Annotated in this window: 19 protein-coding genes and 1 pseudogene; 19 read left to right on the top strand and 1 reads right to left on the bottom strand. The window is 34.7% G+C overall.

The window, feature by feature from the left end:
* Window positions 1–265: 265 nt before the first annotated feature.
* The 9 genes from ACIQ2Z_RS05685 (at window position 266) to ACIQ2Z_RS05725 (ending at window position 10,350) form a co-directional block, all read left to right on the top strand.
* Window positions 266–889, top strand: coding sequence for a hypothetical protein (locus tag ACIQ2Z_RS05685; RefSeq protein ID WP_396183183.1), 624 nt, complete (start codon window positions 266–268; stop codon window positions 887–889).
* An 858-nt stretch (window positions 890–1,747) separates the two neighbouring features.
* Window positions 1,748–2,290: a DUF3592 domain-containing protein gene (locus ACIQ2Z_RS05690; RefSeq protein WP_396183184.1), complete on the top strand. Its 543-nt coding sequence runs from the start codon at window positions 1,748–1,750 to the stop codon at window positions 2,288–2,290.
* A gap of 845 nt (window positions 2,291–3,135) precedes the next feature.
* Entirely contained in the window at window positions 3,136–4,626 is a 1,491-nt protein-coding gene (locus ACIQ2Z_RS05695; protein ID WP_396183185.1) for a M1 family aminopeptidase, read from the top strand.
* A 426-nt stretch (window positions 4,627–5,052) separates the two neighbouring features.
* Window positions 5,053–6,327, top strand: a complete 1,275-nt coding sequence (locus tag ACIQ2Z_RS05700) for a glycoside hydrolase family 5 protein (protein ID WP_396183186.1) — start codon at window positions 5,053–5,055, stop codon at window positions 6,325–6,327.
* A gap of 48 nt (window positions 6,328–6,375) precedes the next feature.
* Window positions 6,376–6,813: a hypothetical protein gene (locus ACIQ2Z_RS05705; RefSeq protein WP_396183187.1), complete on the top strand. Its 438-nt coding sequence runs from the start codon at window positions 6,376–6,378 to the stop codon at window positions 6,811–6,813.
* 147 nt (window positions 6,814–6,960) lie between these two features.
* A complete protein-coding gene (locus ACIQ2Z_RS05710) occupies window positions 6,961–7,452 on the top strand; it encodes a DinB family protein (protein WP_396183188.1) in 492 nt (163 codons plus the stop codon).
* A 264-nt stretch (window positions 7,453–7,716) separates the two neighbouring features.
* Window positions 7,717–9,219 (top strand): DUF1254 domain-containing protein, encoded by a 1,503-nt coding sequence (locus tag ACIQ2Z_RS05715; RefSeq protein WP_396183189.1) that lies wholly within the window; start codon window positions 7,717–7,719, stop codon window positions 9,217–9,219.
* A gap of 529 nt (window positions 9,220–9,748) precedes the next feature.
* Complete coding sequence (locus ACIQ2Z_RS05720) at window positions 9,749–10,030, top strand: type II toxin-antitoxin system RelE/ParE family toxin (RefSeq protein ID WP_396183222.1); 282 nt, start codon at window positions 9,749–9,751, stop codon at window positions 10,028–10,030.
* 11 nt (window positions 10,031–10,041) lie between these two features.
* Window positions 10,042–10,350, top strand: a complete 309-nt coding sequence (locus ACIQ2Z_RS05725) for a HigA family addiction module antitoxin (protein WP_396183190.1) — start codon at window positions 10,042–10,044, stop codon at window positions 10,348–10,350.
* 274 nt (window positions 10,351–10,624) lie between these two features.
* Here the strand turns inward: ACIQ2Z_RS05725 and ACIQ2Z_RS05730 are convergent, their stop codons facing one another.
* On the bottom strand, window positions 10,625–11,929 hold the full coding sequence (locus ACIQ2Z_RS05730) for an IS4 family transposase (protein WP_396183223.1): 1,305 nt from the start codon (window positions 11,927–11,929) through the stop codon (window positions 10,625–10,627).
* 321 nt (window positions 11,930–12,250) lie between these two features.
* On the opposite strand from ACIQ2Z_RS05730, the gene ACIQ2Z_RS05735 reads away from it, so the two are divergent.
* The 10 genes and pseudogenes from ACIQ2Z_RS05735 to ACIQ2Z_RS05780 form a co-directional block, all read left to right on the top strand.
* Window positions 12,251–12,481: a hypothetical protein gene (locus ACIQ2Z_RS05735; RefSeq protein ID WP_396183191.1), complete on the top strand. Its 231-nt coding sequence runs from the start codon at window positions 12,251–12,253 to the stop codon at window positions 12,479–12,481.
* A 251-nt stretch (window positions 12,482–12,732) separates the two neighbouring features.
* Window positions 12,733–14,448: an amidohydrolase gene (locus ACIQ2Z_RS05740; RefSeq protein WP_396183192.1), complete on the top strand. Its 1,716-nt coding sequence runs from the start codon at window positions 12,733–12,735 to the stop codon at window positions 14,446–14,448.
* A gap of 18 nt (window positions 14,449–14,466) precedes the next feature.
* A complete protein-coding gene (locus ACIQ2Z_RS05745; protein ID WP_396183193.1) occupies window positions 14,467–16,392 on the top strand; it encodes an amidohydrolase in 1,926 nt (641 codons plus the stop codon).
* Window positions 16,393–16,431: 39 nt separating this feature from the next.
* Window positions 16,432–17,658, top strand: coding sequence for a hypothetical protein (locus ACIQ2Z_RS05750; RefSeq protein ID WP_396183194.1), 1,227 nt, complete (start codon window positions 16,432–16,434; stop codon window positions 17,656–17,658).
* Between the two features lie 219 nt (window positions 17,659–17,877).
* The gene (locus ACIQ2Z_RS05755; RefSeq protein ID WP_396183195.1) at window positions 17,878–18,138 is read left to right on the top strand and encodes a hypothetical protein; all 261 of its coding nucleotides are present in this window, start codon (window positions 17,878–17,880) and stop codon (window positions 18,136–18,138) included.
* A 26-nt stretch (window positions 18,139–18,164) separates the two neighbouring features.
* Window positions 18,165–18,341: an amidohydrolase family protein gene (locus ACIQ2Z_RS05760; protein WP_396183224.1), complete on the top strand. Its 177-nt coding sequence runs from the start codon at window positions 18,165–18,167 to the stop codon at window positions 18,339–18,341.
* A 677-nt stretch (window positions 18,342–19,018) separates the two neighbouring features.
* Window positions 19,019–20,107: a Fic family protein gene (locus ACIQ2Z_RS05765; RefSeq protein WP_396183196.1), complete on the top strand. Its 1,089-nt coding sequence runs from the start codon at window positions 19,019–19,021 to the stop codon at window positions 20,105–20,107.
* Between the two features lie 787 nt (window positions 20,108–20,894).
* Window positions 20,895–21,611 carry a hypothetical protein gene (locus ACIQ2Z_RS05770; protein ID WP_396183197.1) on the top strand — a complete coding sequence of 239 codons (717 nt, stop codon included), beginning with the start codon at window positions 20,895–20,897 and terminating at the stop codon, window positions 21,609–21,611.
* A 440-nt stretch (window positions 21,612–22,051) separates the two neighbouring features.
* Complete coding sequence (locus ACIQ2Z_RS05775; RefSeq protein ID WP_396183198.1) at window positions 22,052–22,543, top strand: hypothetical protein; 492 nt, start codon at window positions 22,052–22,054, stop codon at window positions 22,541–22,543.
* A 265-nt stretch (window positions 22,544–22,808) separates the two neighbouring features.
* Window positions 22,809–22,952, top strand: a pseudogene (locus tag ACIQ2Z_RS05780) (Fic family protein); the annotation flags it as partial.
* Window positions 22,953–22,989: the final 37 nt, after the last annotated feature.

Here is a 22,989-nt window from a genome sequence, read left to right on the forward strand (position 1 = left end):
TTTTTGTGAATATCTAATCCAATGAATATCTTTGGAATAGTTAAGGCATCGTGTAATTGCATAATCTTCGTTTTTAGGAAATTCAAAGTTATGCTTTTACATAGATGCTTGGCAAAAGTGGCGGTTCGGTTCTCCGCAGATACATTTGTGGTTAATCAAAGTTTGGTTCTCCGCATTAACATTTGTGGTGAAAATCGCCACCTTCGCCAAGCCCGAAACCGTTAGGCGTCAGCTTGACAGAACGATAACAATAAAAATATTAATTATGAGAAAACAATTTTACTTTTTATCAACATTATGTCTATTTTCAATGTCTGTATTTGGACAAGGTAATAAATCAAATAATAATCAAAATGATAAAGATACAATTACTTCAATAATTGAAAATCATGAACATTTTACATTTTTAGACATACCCATAAATGGAACAATTAAGCAATTTGTTAAAGAACTAAAAAACAAAAACTTCAAGCTTAAAGATATAACAGAAGTTGATGCAGTACTAACAGGCAGATATACTGGCGAAAAAGTCCAACTTTTAGTTCAAGGAAAAAAAGAAACAGTAGCAAGTGTAATTGTAATTTTACCTGAGAGAGAATCATTATTTGACGCAACATCAAGGTATACCTACATAAAATCAAAACTGATTGAAAAATACGGAGAGCCTGAAATAAATGAAGAAAAATTTGAAGAGTTTAATAATAAAACTTATGATGATGAAAAAAAAGCACTTAAAGATGGTTTATATATTTTTGAAAGTCATTTTTTAAGCAAAAATGGTAACGGAATGATTAGGATAAAAATAGAATCAGATTTAAGTATACTAATCTCTTATGTTGATACAAAAAATTATAAGTTATTGAGTGGAGATGCTTTTAAAGAATACTAAACGGATTAAATAATAAAAAGCCGAACGCCTAATCGAGTAGACTGCCCTGCCAGAAACTGACAGGGAGAGCCTCTCACACCACCGAGCATACGGGTCACGTACTCGGCGGTTCGTAAATCATCAATCAAAAGCTCTTTACACCTTTTGAGCTATCCATAACTTTACTTTAAGACTAGGCTAAGGTAACTTTCCTAGTCGAATTTCTTGGAGATTTACGTTCAGTCCTTCCTTGTTTGTGAGTCCTATGCGGTATCTATTCGCATCTCGTTTGCCTTCAAGTACTATGACCTCTGCTGACTTCTCTTTGTGACTAACTCGTAATCCTTTGCCACCCCGCCGCCTGGCTCGTTCGCTAAAAATGTCCACCGGACATTTTCTTAACGCTCCGCCCTCCTGGTAACCGCTTTTTCCTTCCTCCAATCCCTGCGCCATCTACAAATTAAAGTTTTGGTAAACTTTGGACGTTACGTTGCTGTGGACGATTATCCGCTTTAAATTGCCTTTTATGACATTTCTGTTCGTCAGTACCGGATTTTGTAGTCCTGCTTCCTTTAGTGCATACCTCACGATAAACCACCTTGCAGCTTACTAAACATTCGAGACGTTACTCTCGCGACTAAGGGACTCACACCCTCTGGAAAAATAACACCCCGAAAATTAGTTTTTGTAGTCAAAATTTGTATTTTTGAACTATTTGAAAAGCTTTCGGGGTGTGTCCTGCGGATGCAGGGCACACACATGGGTTTGGCAAAAGTGGGGCTTTAGTACTAGGCTGAACATTTGTACTTTCTATTAGCTTTTGTACTAAATTTGAACTTTGGTACTTTCTAAACCCCACCTTCGCCAAGCCCAAAAACGTTGGCAGTAATTGTATCTCAGACCGCGAAAAAATTAAGGTTAAGAAAAAAAAATGAAATGGAACAGAAAAAAATTTACGGGTATTTTATTGTTACTTTATTTGCTTTCTTTCTGTTTTATAAACCAATATTTTGCTTTTTAATTTTAGGAATACTTTTGATGTACTATTCTGTAAATAGCTTAATTTTTTTTGACTACATTAACAAAAAAGGAATAAAAACTAATGGCAAAATATTATCATACGAAAAAGACGAAGATAGTCATAAAACACCAATTATTGAATTCAAAACCTTAGAGGGAAACCTTATAACAAAAAAACCACATTATTACGCTTCAACTGATTTAAGTATAGTAAAAACTTATCAAAATAACATAAACAAAAATATTGAAATATTGTACAGTCCAAAAAATCCTGAATTGTTTATTATGGAAAAAGAAAAAAAATTTAATTATGGAAGTGTAATTTTTATGATTTTTGGAGGCTTAATTTTCTCTGGAATTGCAATTGGGCAAATATTTGGAATTATAAAAATTGATATGTGAAAATGATATCAAATAGAACAACTACTGCCAATCGAGTAGACTGCCCTGCCAGAAACTAGCAGGGAGAGCCTCTCACACCACCGAGCGTACGGCTCACGTACTCGGCGGTTCGTAAATCATCAATCAAAAGCTCTTTACACCTTTTGAGCTATCCATAACTTTACTTTAAGACTAGGCTAAGATAACTTTCCTAGTCGAATTTCTTGGAGATTTACGTTCAGTCCTTCCTTGTTTGTGAGTCCTATGCGGTATCTATTCGCATCTCGTTTGCCTTCAAGTACTATGACCTCTGCTGACTTCTCTTTGTGACTAACTCGTAATCTAAGAGACCTCCCCTGGTAACCGCTTTTTCCTTCCTCCAATGCCTGCGTCATCTACAAATTAAAGTTTGGTATTCTTTGGACGTTGCGTTGCTGTGGACGCTTATCCGCTTTAAATTGCCTCTTATGACATTTCTGTTCGTCAGTACCTGATTCTGTAGTCCTGCTTCCTTCAGTGCATACCTCACGATAAACCACCTTGCCACGTGCTAAACCTTCGAGACGTTACTCTCGCGGTTAAGGGACTTACACCCTCTGGAAAAATAACACCCCGAGAATTAGTTTTTGTAGTCAAAATTTGTATTTTTGAACTATTTGAAAAGCTTTCGGGGTGTGTCCTGCATATGCAGGGCACACACAAGCAGTTTGGCAAAATGGCGGGTTCGGTGCTAGGATGAAACTTTAGGTATTTTTACTTACCTTTGTGCTAGCTTGAACATTTGTGCTTTTTGAACCGCCACTTCGCCAAGGCCGAAACGTTAGCGGTCATTGAACTTCAGACAAAAAAGATTAAGCTCGAAAAAAATGAAAAATATTTTTATACTTTTATTATTAACCTTAACGACAACTTTAACTTTTGGACAAACCAAAATAAATTACAAAATATTTTATTCGGATAATCTTCAAAATGAAGGATTAAAAATACAAGTTTTATTTTCTTCAAAAAAAGCATCTGACTCTACATATTTTCGATATTCCAACGAAGTTTGGGGAGAAACCAATCTTACAAACTGTTTGATATTGATTGAAAAAGAAAACCCTAAGTACACATTTAAAATTCTAGCTGATAGCAATAGAATTGTTGTTTATCACCCACATGAGAAAAATATTAGTTTCTCATATCACATCGTACAAGACATAAAAGAAGAAAACCATAAAGCAAGATACAGACCGCAGTTAAGAATGAATTATTTTAATATTTTAGGACAAAGTTTGTTCGTTGTTCCTGAAGAAATGATTGAAACTAACATTGAAGATCCTCAAATTATTGCAGATATTGAATGGGTTAATTTTCCAAAAAGTTTCATAATACATAACACATTCGGATCGCAACAGTTAAGTCAAAAGTTAAAAGTAAGACTCTGGAGTGAATTTTATAATTCATTATTTGTTGGTGGAGATTACAGAATTAGATCATTCAATTATTTACATAATCCTGTTTATTTTGCAATAAGAGGCAATTGGATGGGAGAATACACAGATGAACATCTTTTTGAAACATTAAAAAAGACAATTTCAACCCAAAGAGAGTTTTGGCAAGATAATAATTTTGACTATTATACAGTTATCATTACACCAACCATAACGCAAACAGACAGTCTTTATAAAGGCCAAAGTATTAGAGGGTCAAGTGTAGCCAACGGATTTTTAATCCAATCTACAAACAATCCTTTTAATAGTTTTTTAGATATATCATACATCTTCAATCATGAAATGATGCATGATTGGATTGGAGGGAAAATTTCAATGAAAAATGGAGATTTAAATAAATGGTTTAGCGAAGGGTTTACCGATTATTACACATATAAAAATAGGTTACGCAACAATGATATTTCTTTAAAGGAATGGCTTGATTATTTTAACCGAGATGTACTAAAAGCACATTGGGAAAATCCCGAAAGAAATAAACCAAATTATATAATTCAAGATGAATATTGGACAAACCGGAATATTGAAAAAATACCATACCTGAGAGGCGCTATTTTTGCTTTTTGGTTAGACAATCAAATTTTAAAGGAAAATAATTACACAAAATCTTTAGACGACTTAATGAGAGATGTTTTAAAAACTTGTACAACTGAAAATAGGAAGTTTAGCGATGAGCTATTTTTAGAAATTGTACAAAATTATCTTAACAAAGACGTAACTTACTTTTTTCAAAAGCATATAATTAATGGAGTAGATTTTGAAATTGAAAATGAAGATTTAATTGACGAATTTAAAATTGAATATATTGACAAAGTCCCTAAAATAATAGTCGAGAAAGAAATTACAAATAAATACATTTTGAAATAAAAAACAACGAACCGCTAATCGAGTAGACGGCTCCGCCAGAAACTGACGGAGTGCGCCTCTCACACCACCTCATACTTCGGCAAGCTCAGTATAAACCAAGCAGGTCACGTACTCGGCGGTTCGCAAAGAGATGGGTTAAGTTGAATGTAGATTTCCGTTAAGGATTCGTATCCCTTTTGTTTTATTTGGCTTTTTTATTGTTTTTTAAAGGACAAATAGAATGCACCTAAAATTTAGATTAAATTCTTTTTTTGTGGAAGGCATTTCAAGCGTTTCAAAGTAATAGTTGTTCCTAAAAAAGTAACAAATAGGTTTTTATTGTCACGTAAAACCAATATATTTACTTCATAATTAATTAAAATCAGTTCGGATGGAGGTTTTTAGACGAACTGACGTTGGCTGCAACCTTAGACAAAAAAGCAGAATATGAATAAAATAATAGTGCTTACATTTTTTCTAAGTTTAACCATTTCGGCTTTTTCTCAGTCGAATGAGGCAAAATATTTTCGCAGAATTAAGGGTGATATTATAGATCCAAATGGTAATCGTTTCATCATTAAAGCTACAAATGTCAGTTGTTGGCTTTACCAAGAGAATTACATTTTTGGGGGTGCACAAAATGTACATAAAATTACAGCGGAAAATTTGAATGAGATTCTCAGTACGAATGCTTACGGCAATTTTTCGAAACAGATGATGGAGCATTTCATAACTGAAGAAGATATTCGTCTTATGAAGAAAATGGGGTTTAATTCTGTAAGAGTTGGTTTTTCAGCGGAGTCATTTGTCAACGACTCTATTAAGAATGTGCTATTTTCTACTTTAGATAATCTTTTACCCACTTTTAAAGAAAACAAGGTAGCCATTATACTTTCAATGATTCATGCCGCTAAGCCTCAAAATACTTTATGGGTTTCAAACTATACGACAGGAGCAACAGTTTTGTGGGACTCTGAAGAAGCAAAGCTAAAGACAGCTGCTATATGGTCGGAAATAGCTCAACATTACAAAGACGAACAAATCATTTTAGGGTACGATTTAATCAATGAGCCAAACATCAATCGGAAACGAGAAAAGGAATTAATTGATTTATATCAAAAAATAACTACCTCAATAAGAAAATACGACCCGAATCATATGATTATTTATGAAGGCAATCACTATGCGACAAAACTGGATGTTCTTTCAAAATATGATAGCCTTTTAGATTCTAATGCTTGTTATCAATTTCATTTTTACAGTTGGTTTGGGAATAAAATTGAGAAGCAATTACCAAAACACTTAGGAAGAGCAGAAACAACACAACGTCCAATATTCTGTGGAGAATTTGGAATCAACCGATTATCGGCAATTAAACAACAAGTTGATTTAATGAACAACTCGAGTGAAATTGATGGTTGGGCAATGTACACATGGAAGTCTATAGAACTTTCAACTACAAAAGAAGAAAAGAAAAGACCACCTTACTATGGAAGATGGATTTTTATTCCATTTGAGGATTTACACATGTCGGTTCTACAGTTTCATATGGACAATGAAATGCGGGATGTAATGGACTGGTTAACGAACGTGAAAGGTTCTAAAAAACCAAGTGCCGAAACGACAGTAAATGTAATAGATAAAATTATTAATGCTGTAGAAGTGAAAAATTGTAAAATTGACAAGATACATATAGAAGCACTCGGACTTAAATTTGATTAAAGCCAATGGACGAAAGAAAGGCAGTTGGTAACAGTGCTTTTGTAACCTGTGAGTTGTTTTCTAAATGTACCAAACGCCAAAAGCCGACTCATAGAACGTTCTGAGCATGCCGATTTAATTTATCAAAACAAGGTTAGAATAGAAAACAATTATGAAACCTACCTCAGAAGGCAGGCCATTGTGGAACACCCTTACGGAACTATAAAAAGACAATGGGACTTCTATTATATCATGACTAAAAAAACCATCAAACATGCCTCGGCTGATGTGGGACTTATTTTTACAGCCTACAATCTTAAACGAATTTTTAATCTCATTGACCAAAACACGCTCAAACAGTACCTCAAAGTATTGGCTTTGTTTTTTTGGTTTGTAAAAGACGTTTTTAAGCCTTGTTACGACCTTTTTCTTTTTCAAAATAATCAGCTACCTTTTTATAAAAAAGGTTTTTATTATTACGTAAAACCAATATATTTACTTCCATAAATAATAAAAATCAGTTCGGGTGGAGGATTTTTAGAAGAACTGACGTTGGTGGCAAGCATTGGCCGCCAGTTAGAAAAGGTATACAATTAATTGAAAACTAGGACAACAATTTATATTTACAAAAATTTAAAAATAAATGAACCTATTATGAACAATAATGAAACTCAACTTCAGAATGCTTTTATCGATAATATTGTAAGATACTTGATAGATGAAAATTTTCCTCGTGTCATTAAATGCCTCGAAATGTTAAATGAAGAAGAAATTTGGTATCACCCAAATAGTCAGTCTAATAGTGTTGGTAATTTGGTATTGCACCTGAATGGCAATTTGAATCAATGGATTCTTGACTCTATTGGTGGAAAACCTTTTTTGAGAAATAGGCAATTAGAATTTGATGCTGAAAAAACACATAGTAAAGAAGAACTTATACTTATGCTGACTAATTTAAGCGAAGAATTACGCTCTTGTATTCAATCAGTTACCAATGATAAGTTATTGGATATTCTACCGCTACAGAATCAACAGGAAACAGGCGTTTCAGTTTTAATACATATTACAGAACACTTCTCATTTCATACAGGTCAGATTGTGTTTATAACAAAATGGTTAAAAGAACATCAAACCAATTTCTATTAAGACTTAAAAAGCGTTAACAAATTACGAAAAAGACAGATTTGCCTGCCACTAAAAGCATACGAGCGATTGCCGATTGTTCAGCGTTAAATTGGAAGTTCGGATTTCTTTTGTAAATTTGTTCTAGGTTGGCAGTTCGGTGCTCCGGTTTCGGGCACATCGCTAGCATGCAAATCGTTATATGTCATGCTTGGTGCGGATACATTTATAACTTAATACCTTAATAAATAGTCAATAAATAATTAATTAATAAGTAAAACGAAAGAAATGAAACACAAAACTAAAATTACAGGGTTACTATCTTTATTAATAGTAACAATTACTATCAGCTGCAATCAGAAAGAAAAAGTAGCAACTTCCAACACCGATAATACAGAGCAAAAACAAACAGGTGACAATATTGTTACACGATTTGGTGATTTAAAATTAGAAAGTGGTTATCCTTCAGAAGATGCTATTACAAAACTCTATGATGAAAGGGATTTTCAAAGGGCATGTCAGATACACACTTGGGCATTGCCAATGGTTGGCTTTCATGGATTGCACCTTGCTCAACGTGATCAACTTGGTATAAAAGACGGTGAGATATCGATGTTTTTTGACCTTAAAGATAAAAGTGGTATGCTTACACCAAACATTACAACGCTTTATGCATTTAGCTTTTGGAACTTCGACAAGCAAGGTGCATTCGTTATCGATGCACCAGCAGGATTAATAGCGGGTGGTCTTCTTGATCTTTGGCAGCAGCCTATTACAGATATTGGTCAAACCGGACCCGACAAAGGTGCAGGAGGTAAATATTTGTTTCTTCCTCCTGGTTCTAAAATGATTGCTGCTCCAGGTTACAGGGTTTATATTTCTCCTACTGTACAAGTGTGGTTTGGCACCAGAGCATTAGACCCAAATCCAAAAATTGCTGAGGAGACTATTAGGAAATTTAAAATTTACAGTTGGAACGACAGATCAAAGGCCACTGTAACTAATTTTGTTCCTGTAAATGGTAAAGCATGGACATCTGCACAACCTACTGATGCGAACTATTTTAAAATGGTGGCTGAAGCACTTGAACCAGAACCTGTACAAACCCGTGACAGGGTTATTTATGGTATGATGGCTTCACTTGGAATTGAAAAAGGTAAAGCTTTTCAACCGGATGAGCGCTTGACCAAAATTTTTAACGAGGCAGCCATAGTGGGTGAATTGACCGCTCGGGCCAATGCTTATGAGAAAAGATTTGACGGATCAATTGTTTGGAAGGACAAGCATTGGGAGTATGCTAACATGGTTGAATTAAATCAAGAAGACAGTAATTATACCCAACTGGATCAAAGAGCTTCATGGTTTTATGAAGCCATTGGAAACAGCACAGGAATGCAAGGAAGAATATTAGGATTTGGTCAGGTTTATTTGGAAACTTCAAAAGACAAAGCAGGTAAATGGCTTGTGGGTTCAAAGAGTTACCATTTTCATGTTCCAGCCAATGCACCAGTTAAACAATTTTGGTCAATTACATTATATGATAATGTTACAAGAGGACCATTGGTAACCGATCAAGGTTCTGCAGACATGTCTTCAAGAAAAGATATTGAGAAAAATGCTGATGGTTCTGTTGATATTTACTTTGGCCCTACAAAACCTAAAGGTGCTAATAAAAATTATATTAAAACATTACCAGGCAAAGGTTGGTTTCCATACTTCCGTTTTTACGGGCCAACTGAAACTTACTTTGATAAGACTTGGCAATTGGAAGATATTGAAGAAATAAAATAATTTAAAAATTTAAATTTATTATTAAGATTAGTTCGAAAGTATAATTAGTTAGCACGAAAGCATAATCGAGTAGACTGCCCTGTCAGAAACTGACAGGGAGAGCCTCTCACACCACCTCATACTTCGGCAAGCTCAGTATAAACCAAGCAGGTCTCGTATACGGCGGTTCGCAAAGAGATGGGTTGAGTTGAATGTAGATTTCCGTTAGGGATTCGTATCCTTTTTGTTTTATTTGGCTTTTTTATTGTTTTTTAAAGGACAAATAGAATGCCCGGAAAATCCAGATTAAGTTCTATTTTTGTGGAAGGCATTTCAAGCGTTTCAAAGTAATAGTTGCTCCTAAAAAAGTAATAAAATAGGTTTTTATTGTCCCGTAAAACCAATATATTTACTTCATATTTAATAAAAATTAGTTCGGATGAGGGTTTTTAGACGAACTGACGTTATACAACATTTTTGAAAAAATCCTGCTTAAATGAAAAACTTAACAAATTAATACTTATCTTTGACGTTAGTAACGGAAAAGAGTATGATTGTTTCATTTAAAGATAAAGAAACTGAAAAAATTTGGAATGGAATTGTTTCAAAAAAACTTCCTAGAGAAATTCAAGATACCGCAAGAAGAAAATTGAGAATGATCAATAACTCAATAGATGTTAATGATTTGAGAATTCCTCCAGCAAATAGACTCGAAAAACTAAAAGGCAATTTGAAAGAGTTTAACAGTATAAGAATTAATAATCAATGGAGAATTATTTTCAAATGGGACAATGGAAATGCTCTAGAAGTTGAAATTATAGATTATCATTAAAATTAAAAAAAATGGAGAAGCTAAAAAACATAACACCCGGAGAAATTTTATTAGAAGAATTTTTAATACCTCTTCAAATTACTCAATACAGACTTTCTAAAGATTTAGATATTCCTCAAACGAGAGTTTCTGAAATAATTAAAGGTAACAGAAGAATTTCTGCTGATACTGCTGTAAGATTGAGTGCATATTTCGGAAACTCGGCAAAATTTTGGTTGGGTATTCAAGATGACTACGATATAGAAAATGAGTTAAGTGAAAAACTAAGTGAAGTAAATAGAATAAACAAAATTAGAAAAGAAAAAAACGTTGCACATTAGCTAGAGTTTCGTTGGGCTTGCAAAGCCAACACCCGAGCCAACGGCGAACGGACGAAGTAATGAAACTCCTGTTGAACCCTTCGATAAACTCAGGACAGGCTCACCGATTACTGTCCGTCCACTATGGGGATTTCGATGTGATTTTACCCCTCACGCACCCCCTCCCGCTCGACTAGAGCAAAGCGACTGGCGTAGCATTCCTATCGCATGGTAGTTACTCCCGCTCTAAGAACCCCAGCTGGTGCTCGTCCAATGTCATTAAGTTAAGCAAAAATCACAATGTATCTTTCATGTTTTTAGGCACTTTTGGTTTTTGCCTATTACGATATTTATCCTTCTGTCGTTCAAATTTTCTGTCGGGTCGTATTGGAATTAGGTGCTTATAAAAAAGTTCTCTTAATTCTGAAAATATTAGTTCTGTTTTAGTGTCGGAATAAAATAATGTAACTATTCTGTCTTTAAGCAATCCGTATGATAGATTGTTATTCACTTTATAAACATATTTAGTTTTGTTGTTTAGATGCAATTCTTCATTTATTTCGCCTACAATTAGGCTTTGGATATTTGATACAAAGAGTGCTACATAAAAATCTTGTAAAATACTATGTTTTGAATATCCCGAAAAATGTTCTGCTTTAAGTTTGTTCTTAAACTCATCATAAAACTTTTCTACATCCCATCTTTGAAAATATAGATTTTTAAAAATTTTAGACGGATATTTCACATTGTCTAAAAGTGATGTTATAAGTATCTCAGGTTCTCCATTTGGAAGTTCTACTCTAACGAGTCTTACCATTTGATGTGTTTGATGATTATATGGTTTATCACTAATTTTAGTGTTCTTGCCAGGATATATTTTTACAATTTTAGTTTTATATCCACTTTCATAAAAAGCTATAGTTTCATTGTTGAAATCCTTTTTTACTCGAATTACAAAATCAATATTCCTTTGATAATGCTCAAAGATTAATTGAAATGAAGGATAACCTCTGTCGTAAATAATTAAATCTTTAGGCCTTGTGCATTCAAGGTGCTTAATTGCAGAAGCAAGCTCTCCAACCGAAAGTGGAGCCAATTTACCATCTAATACAAATTTGTTTAAAACATCATATAAAACAGAAATTCTTGCCTGAACCACTCCTGATGGGTTTTGATTTTTGGCTAAACCATATTCATTTTTAAGTTCTTCGGTATTAGGTAATGTCATTCTTGAACCATCAACTGATAATAATCGAAATCCTTTCCATAACTTTATTGAAGCATCATTATCCGTATAAAATTCGTTAACCAACGTATTATTCAGATGTTTAAAAACTTCAGGATGAATTTTATTGCGACATTGCACAAATGCACTTTTCGAAAAATATGTAAGTTTATTATTTCCAGTAAAAAACTTAAGGTGCTTTACAAAGTTTTCAATTTCTAGAGAAAGACTTTTTCTTAAAAAATTCATCATAAAAAGTAGTGTAGTAGAAAATGTTTGCTTTCTAGTTCTTGTAAAATGTTTTCTTGACATTTTATACTTTTCAATAAGCTCTGGATTGCAAATCTCTTTCTTTAAAATATCAAAAATAAATATAGGTGTTTTTTTTCATAATATTAAATAACTATTTGATTATCAAATAAATATACGAAATTATTTACTAAAAAACAAAGATAAATACCTGATATTCAACAATTTAACACACTAACTTAATGACATTGAGTGCTCGTCTGTGACGAGTACCTACTCAAATTAGAACAATAATCCTAGCATTTGCAATGCGGTTTAATTTAACAATAGTAATAATGAAGCTTCCTTTTTGATATCATTGTTTTCTCAGAAATACTATATTAGATAAAATGTTTTTAGACCCGCGTTGCAAACGCTTTATTTGTCAAATAAAGGTAAGTAGGTACATTGCTAAAATCAGAACTTCAAACCATTACCGGAAGTACTACTACAAAAAACTTAGGTTGGAATTATGGTATAGTTTTTAATACCGGGATAAAATTTTTAATTTCGGATAAAACGAGCATCGGTATTGGATTTGAAAGTCAGGGCGACATAAGTAAAATGAAAAAAGACGGCGTAGAACAAAAAGTTGATCAGCTTAATTCAATATATTTCAGCTTTGGTTTCAAGTTTTAATAGCTACTATTGGCTATTCATGAAGATTAAAAATCCTGCTTAAAGATAAGTAGGATTTTTTATTTATTGAAAAAAAAACATAAATCATTTATTGCAAAAAAAAAAAAAATCTTAACTTCGTTTTTTCAGTAATCGAAAAAGTAGCATTTAAAAGTCGCAATACGTTGACTATAAAACATATTCAAAATCATGAATAATCGATATTGCTGCATATGGGTTTTGAAAGTAAAATATAAAAAAACAAAACAATCATGAAACAAATCAATCTCTTCGTAATTTTTATTTCCTTTTTAGGAATAGTTAGTTGCAAAAAACAAGAAGTTACCAATCCCGCAGATGCTATTTATTTTGGCGGGGATATCATTACCATGGAAGGCAATGAGGCACAGTATGCCGAAGCTGTTGCCATAAAAAAGGGTAAGATTGTTTTTGTAGGAAGCAAATCGGAAGCAGAAAAAATGAAGGGCGATAATACGGTTATGAATGACCTGCAAGGCAAAACATTATTACCGGGTTTTATTGACTGCCATAGCCACTTATTGACGATTGCCGATGGTACGATGCAGGCCAACCTTAGCCCCGCACCGGTAGGTACTGTAGCCACAATCCCCGACATTGTTGCTGCCCTAAAAGCATTGAAAACAAAACAACAATTCAGTGATACCAGCTTATTAATTGGCTGGGGATATGACCAGGATTTTTTAAGTGAAAAAAGACATCCCACTGCAGCCGAATTGGATGCTGCCTTTCCGACCAATCCTGTGGTATTAATTCATACATCGGGCCATATGCTAGTGGCCAATACTCTCGCTTTTAAACTAGCTGGTATTTCAGCAGCAACAAAAGATCCTTCTGGCGGTACATTTATTCGCAAAAAAGGAAGCAACGATTTGGAAGGCCTGGTACAGGAAATGGCCATGGTGTCTTTTATGCCCTTAACCAAAACGGTATTATCAGATGAACAGGAATTTAAAAAAATAAAAGCGGCACAAGAATATTATGCCAGTTGTGGCGTAACCACCGCTGCAGAACATTTAGTGACTCCCGAAAAAATGCCTTTACTGGCGAAAGCTGCTGCTGCCAAACTGCTGTTTATCGATTTGCAAGCAGCCCCATCTTTTCAAATGGCGAAAGAGTTATTGGGAACGGGAAAAATTAAATGGGGTGTTTACAATAATCATTTGAAATATTGTGGGCTGAAAATTGCTACAGATGGTTCACCACAAGGGAAAACCGCCTTTCTTACAAAATCCTATTTAACGCCTGTACCGGGATGTAGTCACGACTGTAAGGGCTTTCCAAATCTGATACAGAAACAAATAAATGAACTGATGCTGGGTTGTTACTCCAACAAAGTGCAACTGTATTCGCATTGCAATGGCGATGCCTCTATTGATATGATGATAAAAGGTCATGAGTATGCCATGCGAAAACTGAATGACAGTACTGCAGATCGACGCACTGTGATTATCCACTCCCAAATTATGCGACCCGACCAACTCGATAGTTATAAGAAATATAAAATGTTGCCAAGCTTTTTTACCAACCATACTTTCTATTGGGGCGATGTGCATATTGCCAATTTGGGTATGGAAAGAGCGAGTTTTCTTAGCCCTATGAAATCAGCCATGGACATGGATATCATTGCAACCAACCATACCGATGCCAGTGTAACCCCAATGGATCAATTGTTTTTATTGTGGACTTCGGTAAACCGAATTTCCCGTAATGGGGTTGTAGTGGGCGGAGCGCAACGAATTGATGCCTATCGTGGGTTAAAAGCTCTCACCATCAACGGTGCTTATCAGTATTTCGAAGAAAATACTAAAGGCAGTTTGAAGGCGGGTAAACTGGCCGACATTGTAATATTGGATAAAAATCCTTTGAAAGTTGCACCCATAGAAATTAAGGATATAAAAGTGTTGGAGACCATTAAAGAAGGTAAATCAATTTATAAAAAACAATAACAACTAAAAAGTCATAAAATGAAAAAATCAATTATCGCATGCTTTTTACTATTTTTAGTTAGCTGCAAAAAACAAGAAGTTACCAACTCCGCAGATGCTATTTATTTTGGCGGGGATATCATTACCATGGAAGGTAAAGAGGCACAATATGCCGAAGCAGTTGCCATAAAAGAGGGCAAGATTATTTTTGTAGGTAGCAAATCGGAAGCAGAAAAAATGAAGGGTGATAACACGGTTATGAACGACCTGCAAGGCAAAACATTGCTCCCTGGTTTTATTGATGCCCATGGACATATGGTTTATTACGGGAAAAACCTAATGGATCAATCCTTAACTGGTGTGAAAGATATTCCGGAAATTATTAAGCGCATGAAATCGCATATTGCTCAGGTTCCTGGAGATGGATGGATTGTGGGTATGGGGTATGCTCCTCTAAAAATGGAAGAGCTTCGACATCCAACTGCGGATGAATTAGATCAAATCTCCATGGATAGACCCGTACTTATTGTTCATGCTTCGGGGCATGGTGGTTCTATGAACCATGCGCTGATGAAACTTTTACATATAGACGAGAAAACAGTTGATCCTGCCGGTGGAGAATACATTAGAGAAAAAGGCAGTAAAATGCCCTCAGGTCCCATGGAAGAAACTGCCCTTATTGATGTGAGAAACCAACGCCCCGCATTTACAGGAGAAGCTGCTGATAAAGTAATTAAAGGAGCGAGTGAGTTTTGGGTTAGTAATGGACAAACCACCGCTATGGAATGCGGATTGGGTTTAGGGGCAGACGATATTTCTATTGTTGAAAATGCCATAGAAAAGAAAATATTGCCTATAGATTTGGTGGTTTTTTCTAAAGAATCTGCAACGGATGATGTCGTTAATGCTGCGTATGGAGTTAGCGAATCCTATTCACCTAAGTCAACTAAAAATGCAACCAAATTACTTAGCAAGCGTGTTGACTTAGATAAGCGATATATAAATCGAGTAAGATTGGGGGGAATAAAATTATGGTTAGATGGAAATCCGGTTATGGCCTGGATGTCTGATGCATATGCCACTCCTCCGCCCGGAAGAGAGCCCGGCTTTAAAGGATATGGACAGATTCCGGATTCACTAATTTTTTCGTTTTTTGACAAGTATTGGAAAACCAATATGCAAATCAATATGCATGTGATGGGTGATGAGGCAATTGAGCAGGCGTTGAGGGCAATTGAAGCTGCCATTAAAAAACATGGCATGAGCGACCATAGGCCGGTTTTTGTTCATTGTGGTTACGCAAGGCCCGATCAAATTGCCCGAATGAAAGCAGTGGGTGCAATCCCGTCTTTCTTATCTTTTGGCTTATATGGACAGGGAGATGAGATAGAAATAATATGGGGAACAAAACGTGCCTCCAATGGGATGGCAGCACAGTCTATGCTAAAAGCCGGCGTTCCTTTCACGCTTTCTCATGATGCGCCAATTACTCCACCTATGATAATGCCCCTGATATCGGCAGCCGTGAATAGAGTAACCAGTTCTGGAAAAGTGTTAGGCGCCGATCAACGAATTTCTCCCTATCAGGCACTGCAAGCAGTTACATCAGCCGCTGCTTATCAAATTAAGGAAGAAAAAAGCAAAGGAACCCTTCAAGCCGGTAAATTGGCTGATTTTGTTATTCTAGATTATAATCCCCTCAAAGTGTCTCCTGCAAAAATTACAGATATTAATGTGGTTCAAACCATCAAAGAAGGAAAGTCTATTTTTAAGCTAAGTTCCCCTAGGGCTTATACCCCGGTTAGCATGAGCGATCATCGTGTACGCCAATACCCTCGCCAATTTCATCCTAGGGCTTATACCCTGGTTAGCATGAACGATCATCACCACGAAACCGGCCAACAAAAGCCATTAAGTAAAAGCCAACAAAAAATAGTAGCTAGATTAGTACAAAGTGCTCAATAAAAGTTTTGATTATATTTTTGAGAAGTAAAAAAATCAATCATGCATGCTAACTTTGTTATGAAAAAAAATATAATTATTTATTTCCTCTTGGTCGCTTGGTTCAAACACGGATTTTCACAAACTCCTAAGCCCATTTTCAGCTTAGCAGATAGCTCGATAAATGTTTATTTTGGGGCAAACTTAAAAACAACGATGCTGCTTACCAATCGTAGACCAGCCCCCAGTACAGGAACGGCCTATTTGCTTTTACCAAAAGATGCCACAGGGGTAGAGGGAACCTTTGATATCAATGCCCGAGCCAGTACCATTTATCTGGCTGCCGACGGACCTCAAATGGGTTCATTTAAGTTGGGTACAAAAATGGTTTTTTATGTTATTCGCGATTTGTCAGATCCTGCTTATGGCTTGTTACCCGCTATGATGTATGTGGATATGAAGAATGATCAGTGGAGGTTTGCTGTGGGCCAACAGGTAGATGTTTTTTCCGAGCGAATACCTAATATGATTGATGGGTATTTTGCCCTCGCCTCTTCGGGGTGTGTAGGCAATAGCTCAAGAGGACAGCTTCGGGCCACCCGATTTATTGAAACGGGAAAAAACAGTAAACTCTCTATTACACTCGCCGCTTCTCAGCCAGTTTCAACTTACTTTTCTAAAGACCTCCGAAACAATTCCGAAAACAATGGCGTTCCTAATTTAGAGTGGGCTGTTAAGTATGAAACCAAAAAAGATGATAATGCCTGGGTACCCTTCAACGCATTTGAATTAGCTATTTCGGGTATAACAGGTAGTTATAGAGTATTTAAAAATGAAACCCTCGGGGGAGTTATAGTAAATACCCGTATAAATAAACCTCAGGTAAATGGAATATGCGGTGAGTATGCTCTTCGTTTAGGAAAGCGATTCGGGATTCAGGGAGAAGTATATGCCGGTCAAGCCCTTGGCAACTATCTGGGAACTATACTGCAAACTACTAAAGGTGATAACGACAATGAAATCCGTAGTAAGGGATTTTGGACAGAGGCCACCTATTTCTGGCAAAAAAATCTACAAAGCCGGTTCGGATATGGACAAGATGAATGTAATAAGCAAGATTTAATGGGAGCTGGCGTTTGGAAAAACAGCACCTATTTTGGTAATGTTATTTGGGAGGTTAATAAAACGGTATCAACCGGAATTGAGCTAACCCATAAGTCTACTCAATACTTAGCGCTAAACGATAATCAAGGGGTGACGTTTATGTGGATGTATCAGTATTCGTTTTAATATTGAAATAGAAAACTATCCATTGACCCCCAAAAGATATTCAGGTTATAGAAACTAGTAAAGAAGCTAAATCAATTTATAAAAAACAATAACAACTAAAAAGTCATAAGATGAAAAAAACAATTTTCGCAGTGTTTTTTACTAGCTTTAGTTAGCTGCAAAAAACAAGAAGTTACCACCTCCGCAGATGCTATTTACTTTGGCGGGGACATCATTACCATGGAAGGTAAAGAAGCACAATATGCCGAAGCAGTTGCCATAAAAGATGGAAAAATTGTTTTTGTCGGAAGTAAGGAAGATGCCCTAAAAATGAAAGGCGACAGCACGCAAATGAACGACCTTGCAGGCAAAACATTCTTACCCGGTTTTTTAGATGCACACAGTCATTACACCAATTCATTGCTGGTGGCCAATCAGTGCAAATTATATCCTACACCATCCGGACCAGCAAAAGATGTTGAAAGCATCATTGCTACTTAAAAACCTTTGCACAGGAAAGAAAAATACTGAAAGGCGAAATAATTATGGGCTACGGATACGATGATAATGTAATGCCCAACGGCCGGCTGTTGAACCGGGATGGCTTAGACAAGGCCTTTCCTGATAACCCCGTTAGAGTTGACCATGTATCTATGCATGGAGCAGTACTGAATACGCTTGCCCGCTCTCCGAAGTCGCCCTAAGGAACAATAAAATAGAAACCCAGACGTTAACAACGTTGTGAACTTTGACAATGTTTGTTATAAAATTGTAGTATTTTTGGGAATAGAAAGGGAAATAAACCAAATTAAGATTGGTGAATGTTTAAACGGGTATACGTTAGTTAGGGGCAACCGTACCGCAGACTGTGCAAATAAAAACATATACAGAAAAAAGTATTATTTAAAAATCGCTAATTTTGAATTCGACAATAAAAAGTGAAATACATAAGAATCTTGTTTATGAAAAACTGACTTTGATTGTAATTTTAAATCACAAAGACAAATATAGTTAGTTATGAATATTTCTATTTTTAAACCTAAACACGCTTTACTAAAAAAACATATTAGTAGCTATTTTTTTCTTCAGCAATCTGAAACAGAAATATCTGATTTTCTGATCTTTCCTAGTCTTTCGCCCAATTTTTCTTTTTCGATTAATACTAGCACAGAAGTGATAAATAATAATAGAGTAATTACAAAACAAAACAAACCAAATTCAGTTGAATCTTTCCTTATTATATCGCAGCAGTCCACAAGTTAATCTTCTTTCATAAAAAATGAACGAGCGTAATTTTTACCTTTATTTGTAAAACAAGAGTAATTTTTTATTATTTTTGCCCTTGTATTAATAACAAGAGTAAAATAGACCTTTGAACATAATGACAAAATTTGACAGAAATACACCCTATAACAACTTGCCTTTGTTACCGCCAAAGGTAGATATAGAAACAAAGAAGATACTTCGAAAAACAATTTCAGCTGGACGAGTATTGGCACAACTGAATGGAACTTTGCTCAACTTACCCAACCCTACTCTGTTTTTAGACACTATTTATTTACAAGAAGCAAAGGCAAGCTCAGAAGTTGAAAACATTATAACAACAAATGATGAACTTTATAAATCTTTCGTTGCGGATAGAAAAATTGAAAACTTAGCTACAAAAGAAGTATTAAGCTACAAGGAAGCTCTTTGGTTAGGTTTAGAGGAATTAAAAACAAAACCATTTATAACAACTAATCTTTGCATCAAAATTGTTCAGTGTATAAAACAAAACAAAGCATCGATAAGAAATACACCTGGAACTACATTGAGCAACACCCAAGGTGAAGTTATATACACTCCACCAAGTGGAGAAAATATAATACGTGAGAAACTAGCTAACCTAGAAAAATTTATAAACAAAGATGAGACCATAGACCCATTAATCAAAATGGCAATATTGCACTATCAATTTGAAGCGATACACCCTTTTTCGGATGGAAATGGCAGAACAGGAAGAATTTTGTTACTTTTATATCTAAAAATTTCAGGGTTATTGAACACACCCGCAATCTACTTAAGTGAATATATCATAAAAAACAAAAGTGAATATTATAGATGTTTACGTGATATAACCGAAAAAAACGAATGGGACGATTACATCTTGTATATGTTGGATATGATTGAAGAAACTGCCAATAAAGGATTAAAGAGGCTTTCTAAAATCACGGTGGCTATGGAAGAAACGGCAAACGAAATCAAAAAGAAGTTGCCGAAAATTTATTCCAAAGACCTGATAGAAATTTTATATCGTTTACCGTACATAAAACGTCAAAACTTAATTGACGAAAATATTGGAAACTTAAAGACAGTGGGAAGCTATTTAATAACCTTAGAAGAAAACGGTTTTTTGAAATCAGAAAAAGTAGGTAAAGAGAAACTATACTTAAACCAAAAACTTTTAAAAATATTGGATGATAAAGAATAAAAGCACACAATAGCTAGAGTTTCGTTGGGCTTGCAAAGCCAACACCCGAGCCAACGGCGAACGGACGAAGTAATGAAACTCCTGTTGAACCCTTCGATAAACTCAGGACAGGCTCACCGATTACATGTGCGTCCACTATGGGTTTTTCGATGTGTTTTTATAAAGATTTAGAAGAGGATTAGTAGTCCTCTTTTTTTGTGGAGTGTATTGCTTGGTTTTTTATCGTGTTTTCCTTCACTAAGGGGAATAAGTTCCCTTACCCATACAATTAGTTTTTATAGAAACTTGAATTTTGGCTATCGCCAAGATACCACCCAGGCGGTCCTCGTTTGTCAAAAATTAGAATAGTATGCAAGTTGCCCGTTTTGCAACATTGGCATTTTCTGATTTTAGTGGCTCGAACTGTTTTGACAGTAGGTTGTATTTGGAGTTTTGATTGCAATACACCTAGCTTTTGCCGTTTCCAAGTGCTGCTTACCACCCCCTCCCGCAAAATCCCTTCGTGTGGTACTAGCAATCAAAGAATGTTTTTACTATTTTTGAGTCAAAGAAACAGCCTGAGTAGGAACTATAAATCTTATAATCATGAAGGGTTTTATTCATTGGTAAAAGACGTTTTAAAGCTTTTTACGACCTTTTTCTTTTTCAAAATAATCAGTTGCCTTTTTATAAAAAAGGTTTTTATTGTCCCGTAAAACTAATATATTTACTTCATAATTAATTAAAATCAGTTCGAATGGAGGTTTTTAGACGAACTGACGTTGTAGATAATTTAAAAATTTGAGTATTGAAAACAACTAATCGTATTAAATTTAAAAATATGCGAAAATACTTGTTCGAATTTCTTTCGATTTTCCTTGCTGTTTCTCTAGCCTTTATATTGGATAGATGGAATGACAATAGAAAAGACCGTATTGCTGAAAACAAAATAATAGAAGAAATCTATAATGGATTAGAACGTGATAGTATAGATATTGCCAACGATGAACAATATTATAAAATTACATTTAGAAGTCTCAAATATTTTAATGAGATTTTAGACGGAAAGTCTGTTGAAAATGATAGCTTAGTTGCATTTTATTTTCTACTCTCTCGAGATATTATAGTTGTTCAAAACAAATCAGGATATGAATCTTTAAAATCAAGAGGTTTAGAAACTATTAAAAATGATACTTTGAGGACTAAGATCATTAATTTATATGAAGTTGATTATGAATTAGAAAGAAAATTTAGCGAAGAATACAGCGAAAATAAATTTATGCAAAATTATTTTCATAAAATAAATGATGCTATTGCGCCATATTTTGAGTATGATAGCACAAACAATATAAAAGGTGTTAGACTTCCTATAGAATTAAACCAAAAAGAAAGGAGCTTGCTGAAAAGTTACCTTTGGAAAATAGCTGTAGGAAAACAAGATAGACACAAAGGCTCTCAATATAATAAAGAAAAAATTGGAAAATTAAGAGCTGATATCAAAGATTATCTTAAAGACAGGTCGTAGTAAAACTATGCACAATCGAGTAGACTGCCCTGTCAGAAACTGACAGGGAGAGCCTCTCACACCACCTCATACTTCGGCAAGCTCAGTATAAACCAAGCGGGTCTCGTATACGGCGGTTCGCAAAGAGATGGGTTGAGTTGAATGTAGATTTCCGTTAAGGATTCGTATCCCTTTTGTTTTATTTGGCTTTTTTATTGTTTTTTAAAGGACAAAATAGAATGCCCGGAAAATCCAGATTAAATTCATTTTTTATGGTCGGCATTTCAAGCGTTTTAAGGTAATAGTTGTTCCTAAAAAAGTAATAAATAGGTTTTTATTGTCCCGTAAAACTAATATATTTACTTCCATAAATAATAAAAATCAGTTCGGGTGGAGGGTTTTTAGACGAGCTGACGTTAGCGGTAACTAAACACAACAATAACCATAAAAATGAAAAAAAAATGAAAAAAACAATCTTACTTATTTTATTACTCTTACCAATGACAATTATCGCTCAATCGAAATTTAATGCGGAAGCGTATGGAACATCTCTGATAATTAAAAGCGACGCAGGATTAGCATATGGAGCTGGTATAGGTTACCAAGCATCAAGCCGAATTAATTTAATTTTAGGTTTTATGAATGGAACAATCGATAGCGATTTGATAAACGATGATTACAATGTTAGTAAATACTATTTTAATGTTGATTATAGATTTAATTCAGAAGATTCAAAGTTTGGAATAGCCTCGATTATGGGTTTTTCTTATATGGATTTCGATGATAAATTAAATTTAGATGATGGTAATGGATTTGGTATGGATTTAGGTGTAAGAGCATTTATTTCTCAAAACGATAATTATGAATATGGTTTTAGACTAATATCGACTTATAATAGTGAATCACCTGGAGCAATATTAGAAACTGGATTATATTTTAAATATAAATTTTAAGCTGAAAAAATAACTCCGATAGCCCTAGCATCTTGCTCGTGCCCACAAATAAATTCTGAATAATAAGAACTTTATAATTTCCGAAGCCGTCCTGCGGAGCAATAAAATTAAAAAAAGATGTTGTCAACCTTTTGAACTTTGACAACGTTTATTTCAAAATAGTAGTATTTTTTTTGAAAGTAAAAATGAATAAATGAAGGATTTGTTTGAATACCTGAAAGATCCTGAAGAATTAACTTTGATTTAAAGTTATGTTTTTCATTATGAAATGGAATTTTTTCATCCTTTTTTAGATGGCAATGGCAGAATGGGAAGATTGTGGCAAACTTTGATATTATTGAATGAATATCCCATTTTTGAGTTTTTACCATTTAAAACATTAATCAATAAAACCCAAGATGATTACTAAAGGTCATTAGTATTAAGTGATAAATCAGGAAAGTAAA

Source organism: Flavobacterium sp. (genome assembly GCF_044361015.1).
Classification (GTDB): domain Bacteria; phylum Bacteroidota; class Bacteroidia; order Flavobacteriales; family Flavobacteriaceae; genus Flavobacterium.

Coding starts and splice junctions, on each gene's coding strand:
- ACIQ2Z_RS05685 (WP_396183183.1), top strand. CDS start 266: ATGAGAAAACAATTTTACTTTTTATCAACATTATGTCTATTTTCAATG.
- ACIQ2Z_RS05695 (WP_396183185.1), top strand. CDS start 3,136: ATGAAAAATATTTTTATACTTTTATTATTAACCTTAACGACAACTTTA.
- ACIQ2Z_RS05700 (WP_396183186.1), top strand. CDS start 5,053: ATGAATAAAATAATAGTGCTTACATTTTTTCTAAGTTTAACCATTTCG.
- ACIQ2Z_RS05710 (WP_396183188.1), top strand. CDS start 6,961: ATGAACAATAATGAAACTCAACTTCAGAATGCTTTTATCGATAATATT.
- ACIQ2Z_RS05715 (WP_396183189.1), top strand. CDS start 7,717: ATGAAACACAAAACTAAAATTACAGGGTTACTATCTTTATTAATAGTA.
- ACIQ2Z_RS05720 (WP_396183222.1), top strand. CDS start 9,749: ATGATTGTTTCATTTAAAGATAAAGAAACTGAAAAAATTTGGAATGGA.
- ACIQ2Z_RS05725 (WP_396183190.1), top strand. CDS start 10,042: ATGGAGAAGCTAAAAAACATAACACCCGGAGAAATTTTATTAGAAGAA.
- ACIQ2Z_RS05740 (WP_396183192.1), top strand. CDS start 12,733: ATGAAACAAATCAATCTCTTCGTAATTTTTATTTCCTTTTTAGGAATA.
- ACIQ2Z_RS05745 (WP_396183193.1), top strand. CDS start 14,467: ATGAAAAAATCAATTATCGCATGCTTTTTACTATTTTTAGTTAGCTGC.
- ACIQ2Z_RS05750 (WP_396183194.1), top strand. CDS start 16,432: ATGCATGCTAACTTTGTTATGAAAAAAAATATAATTATTTATTTCCTC.
- ACIQ2Z_RS05755 (WP_396183195.1), top strand. CDS start 17,878: ATGGAAGGTAAAGAAGCACAATATGCCGAAGCAGTTGCCATAAAAGAT.
- ACIQ2Z_RS05765 (WP_396183196.1), top strand. CDS start 19,019: ATGACAAAATTTGACAGAAATACACCCTATAACAACTTGCCTTTGTTA.
- ACIQ2Z_RS05775 (WP_396183198.1), top strand. CDS start 22,052: ATGAAAAAAACAATCTTACTTATTTTATTACTCTTACCAATGACAATT.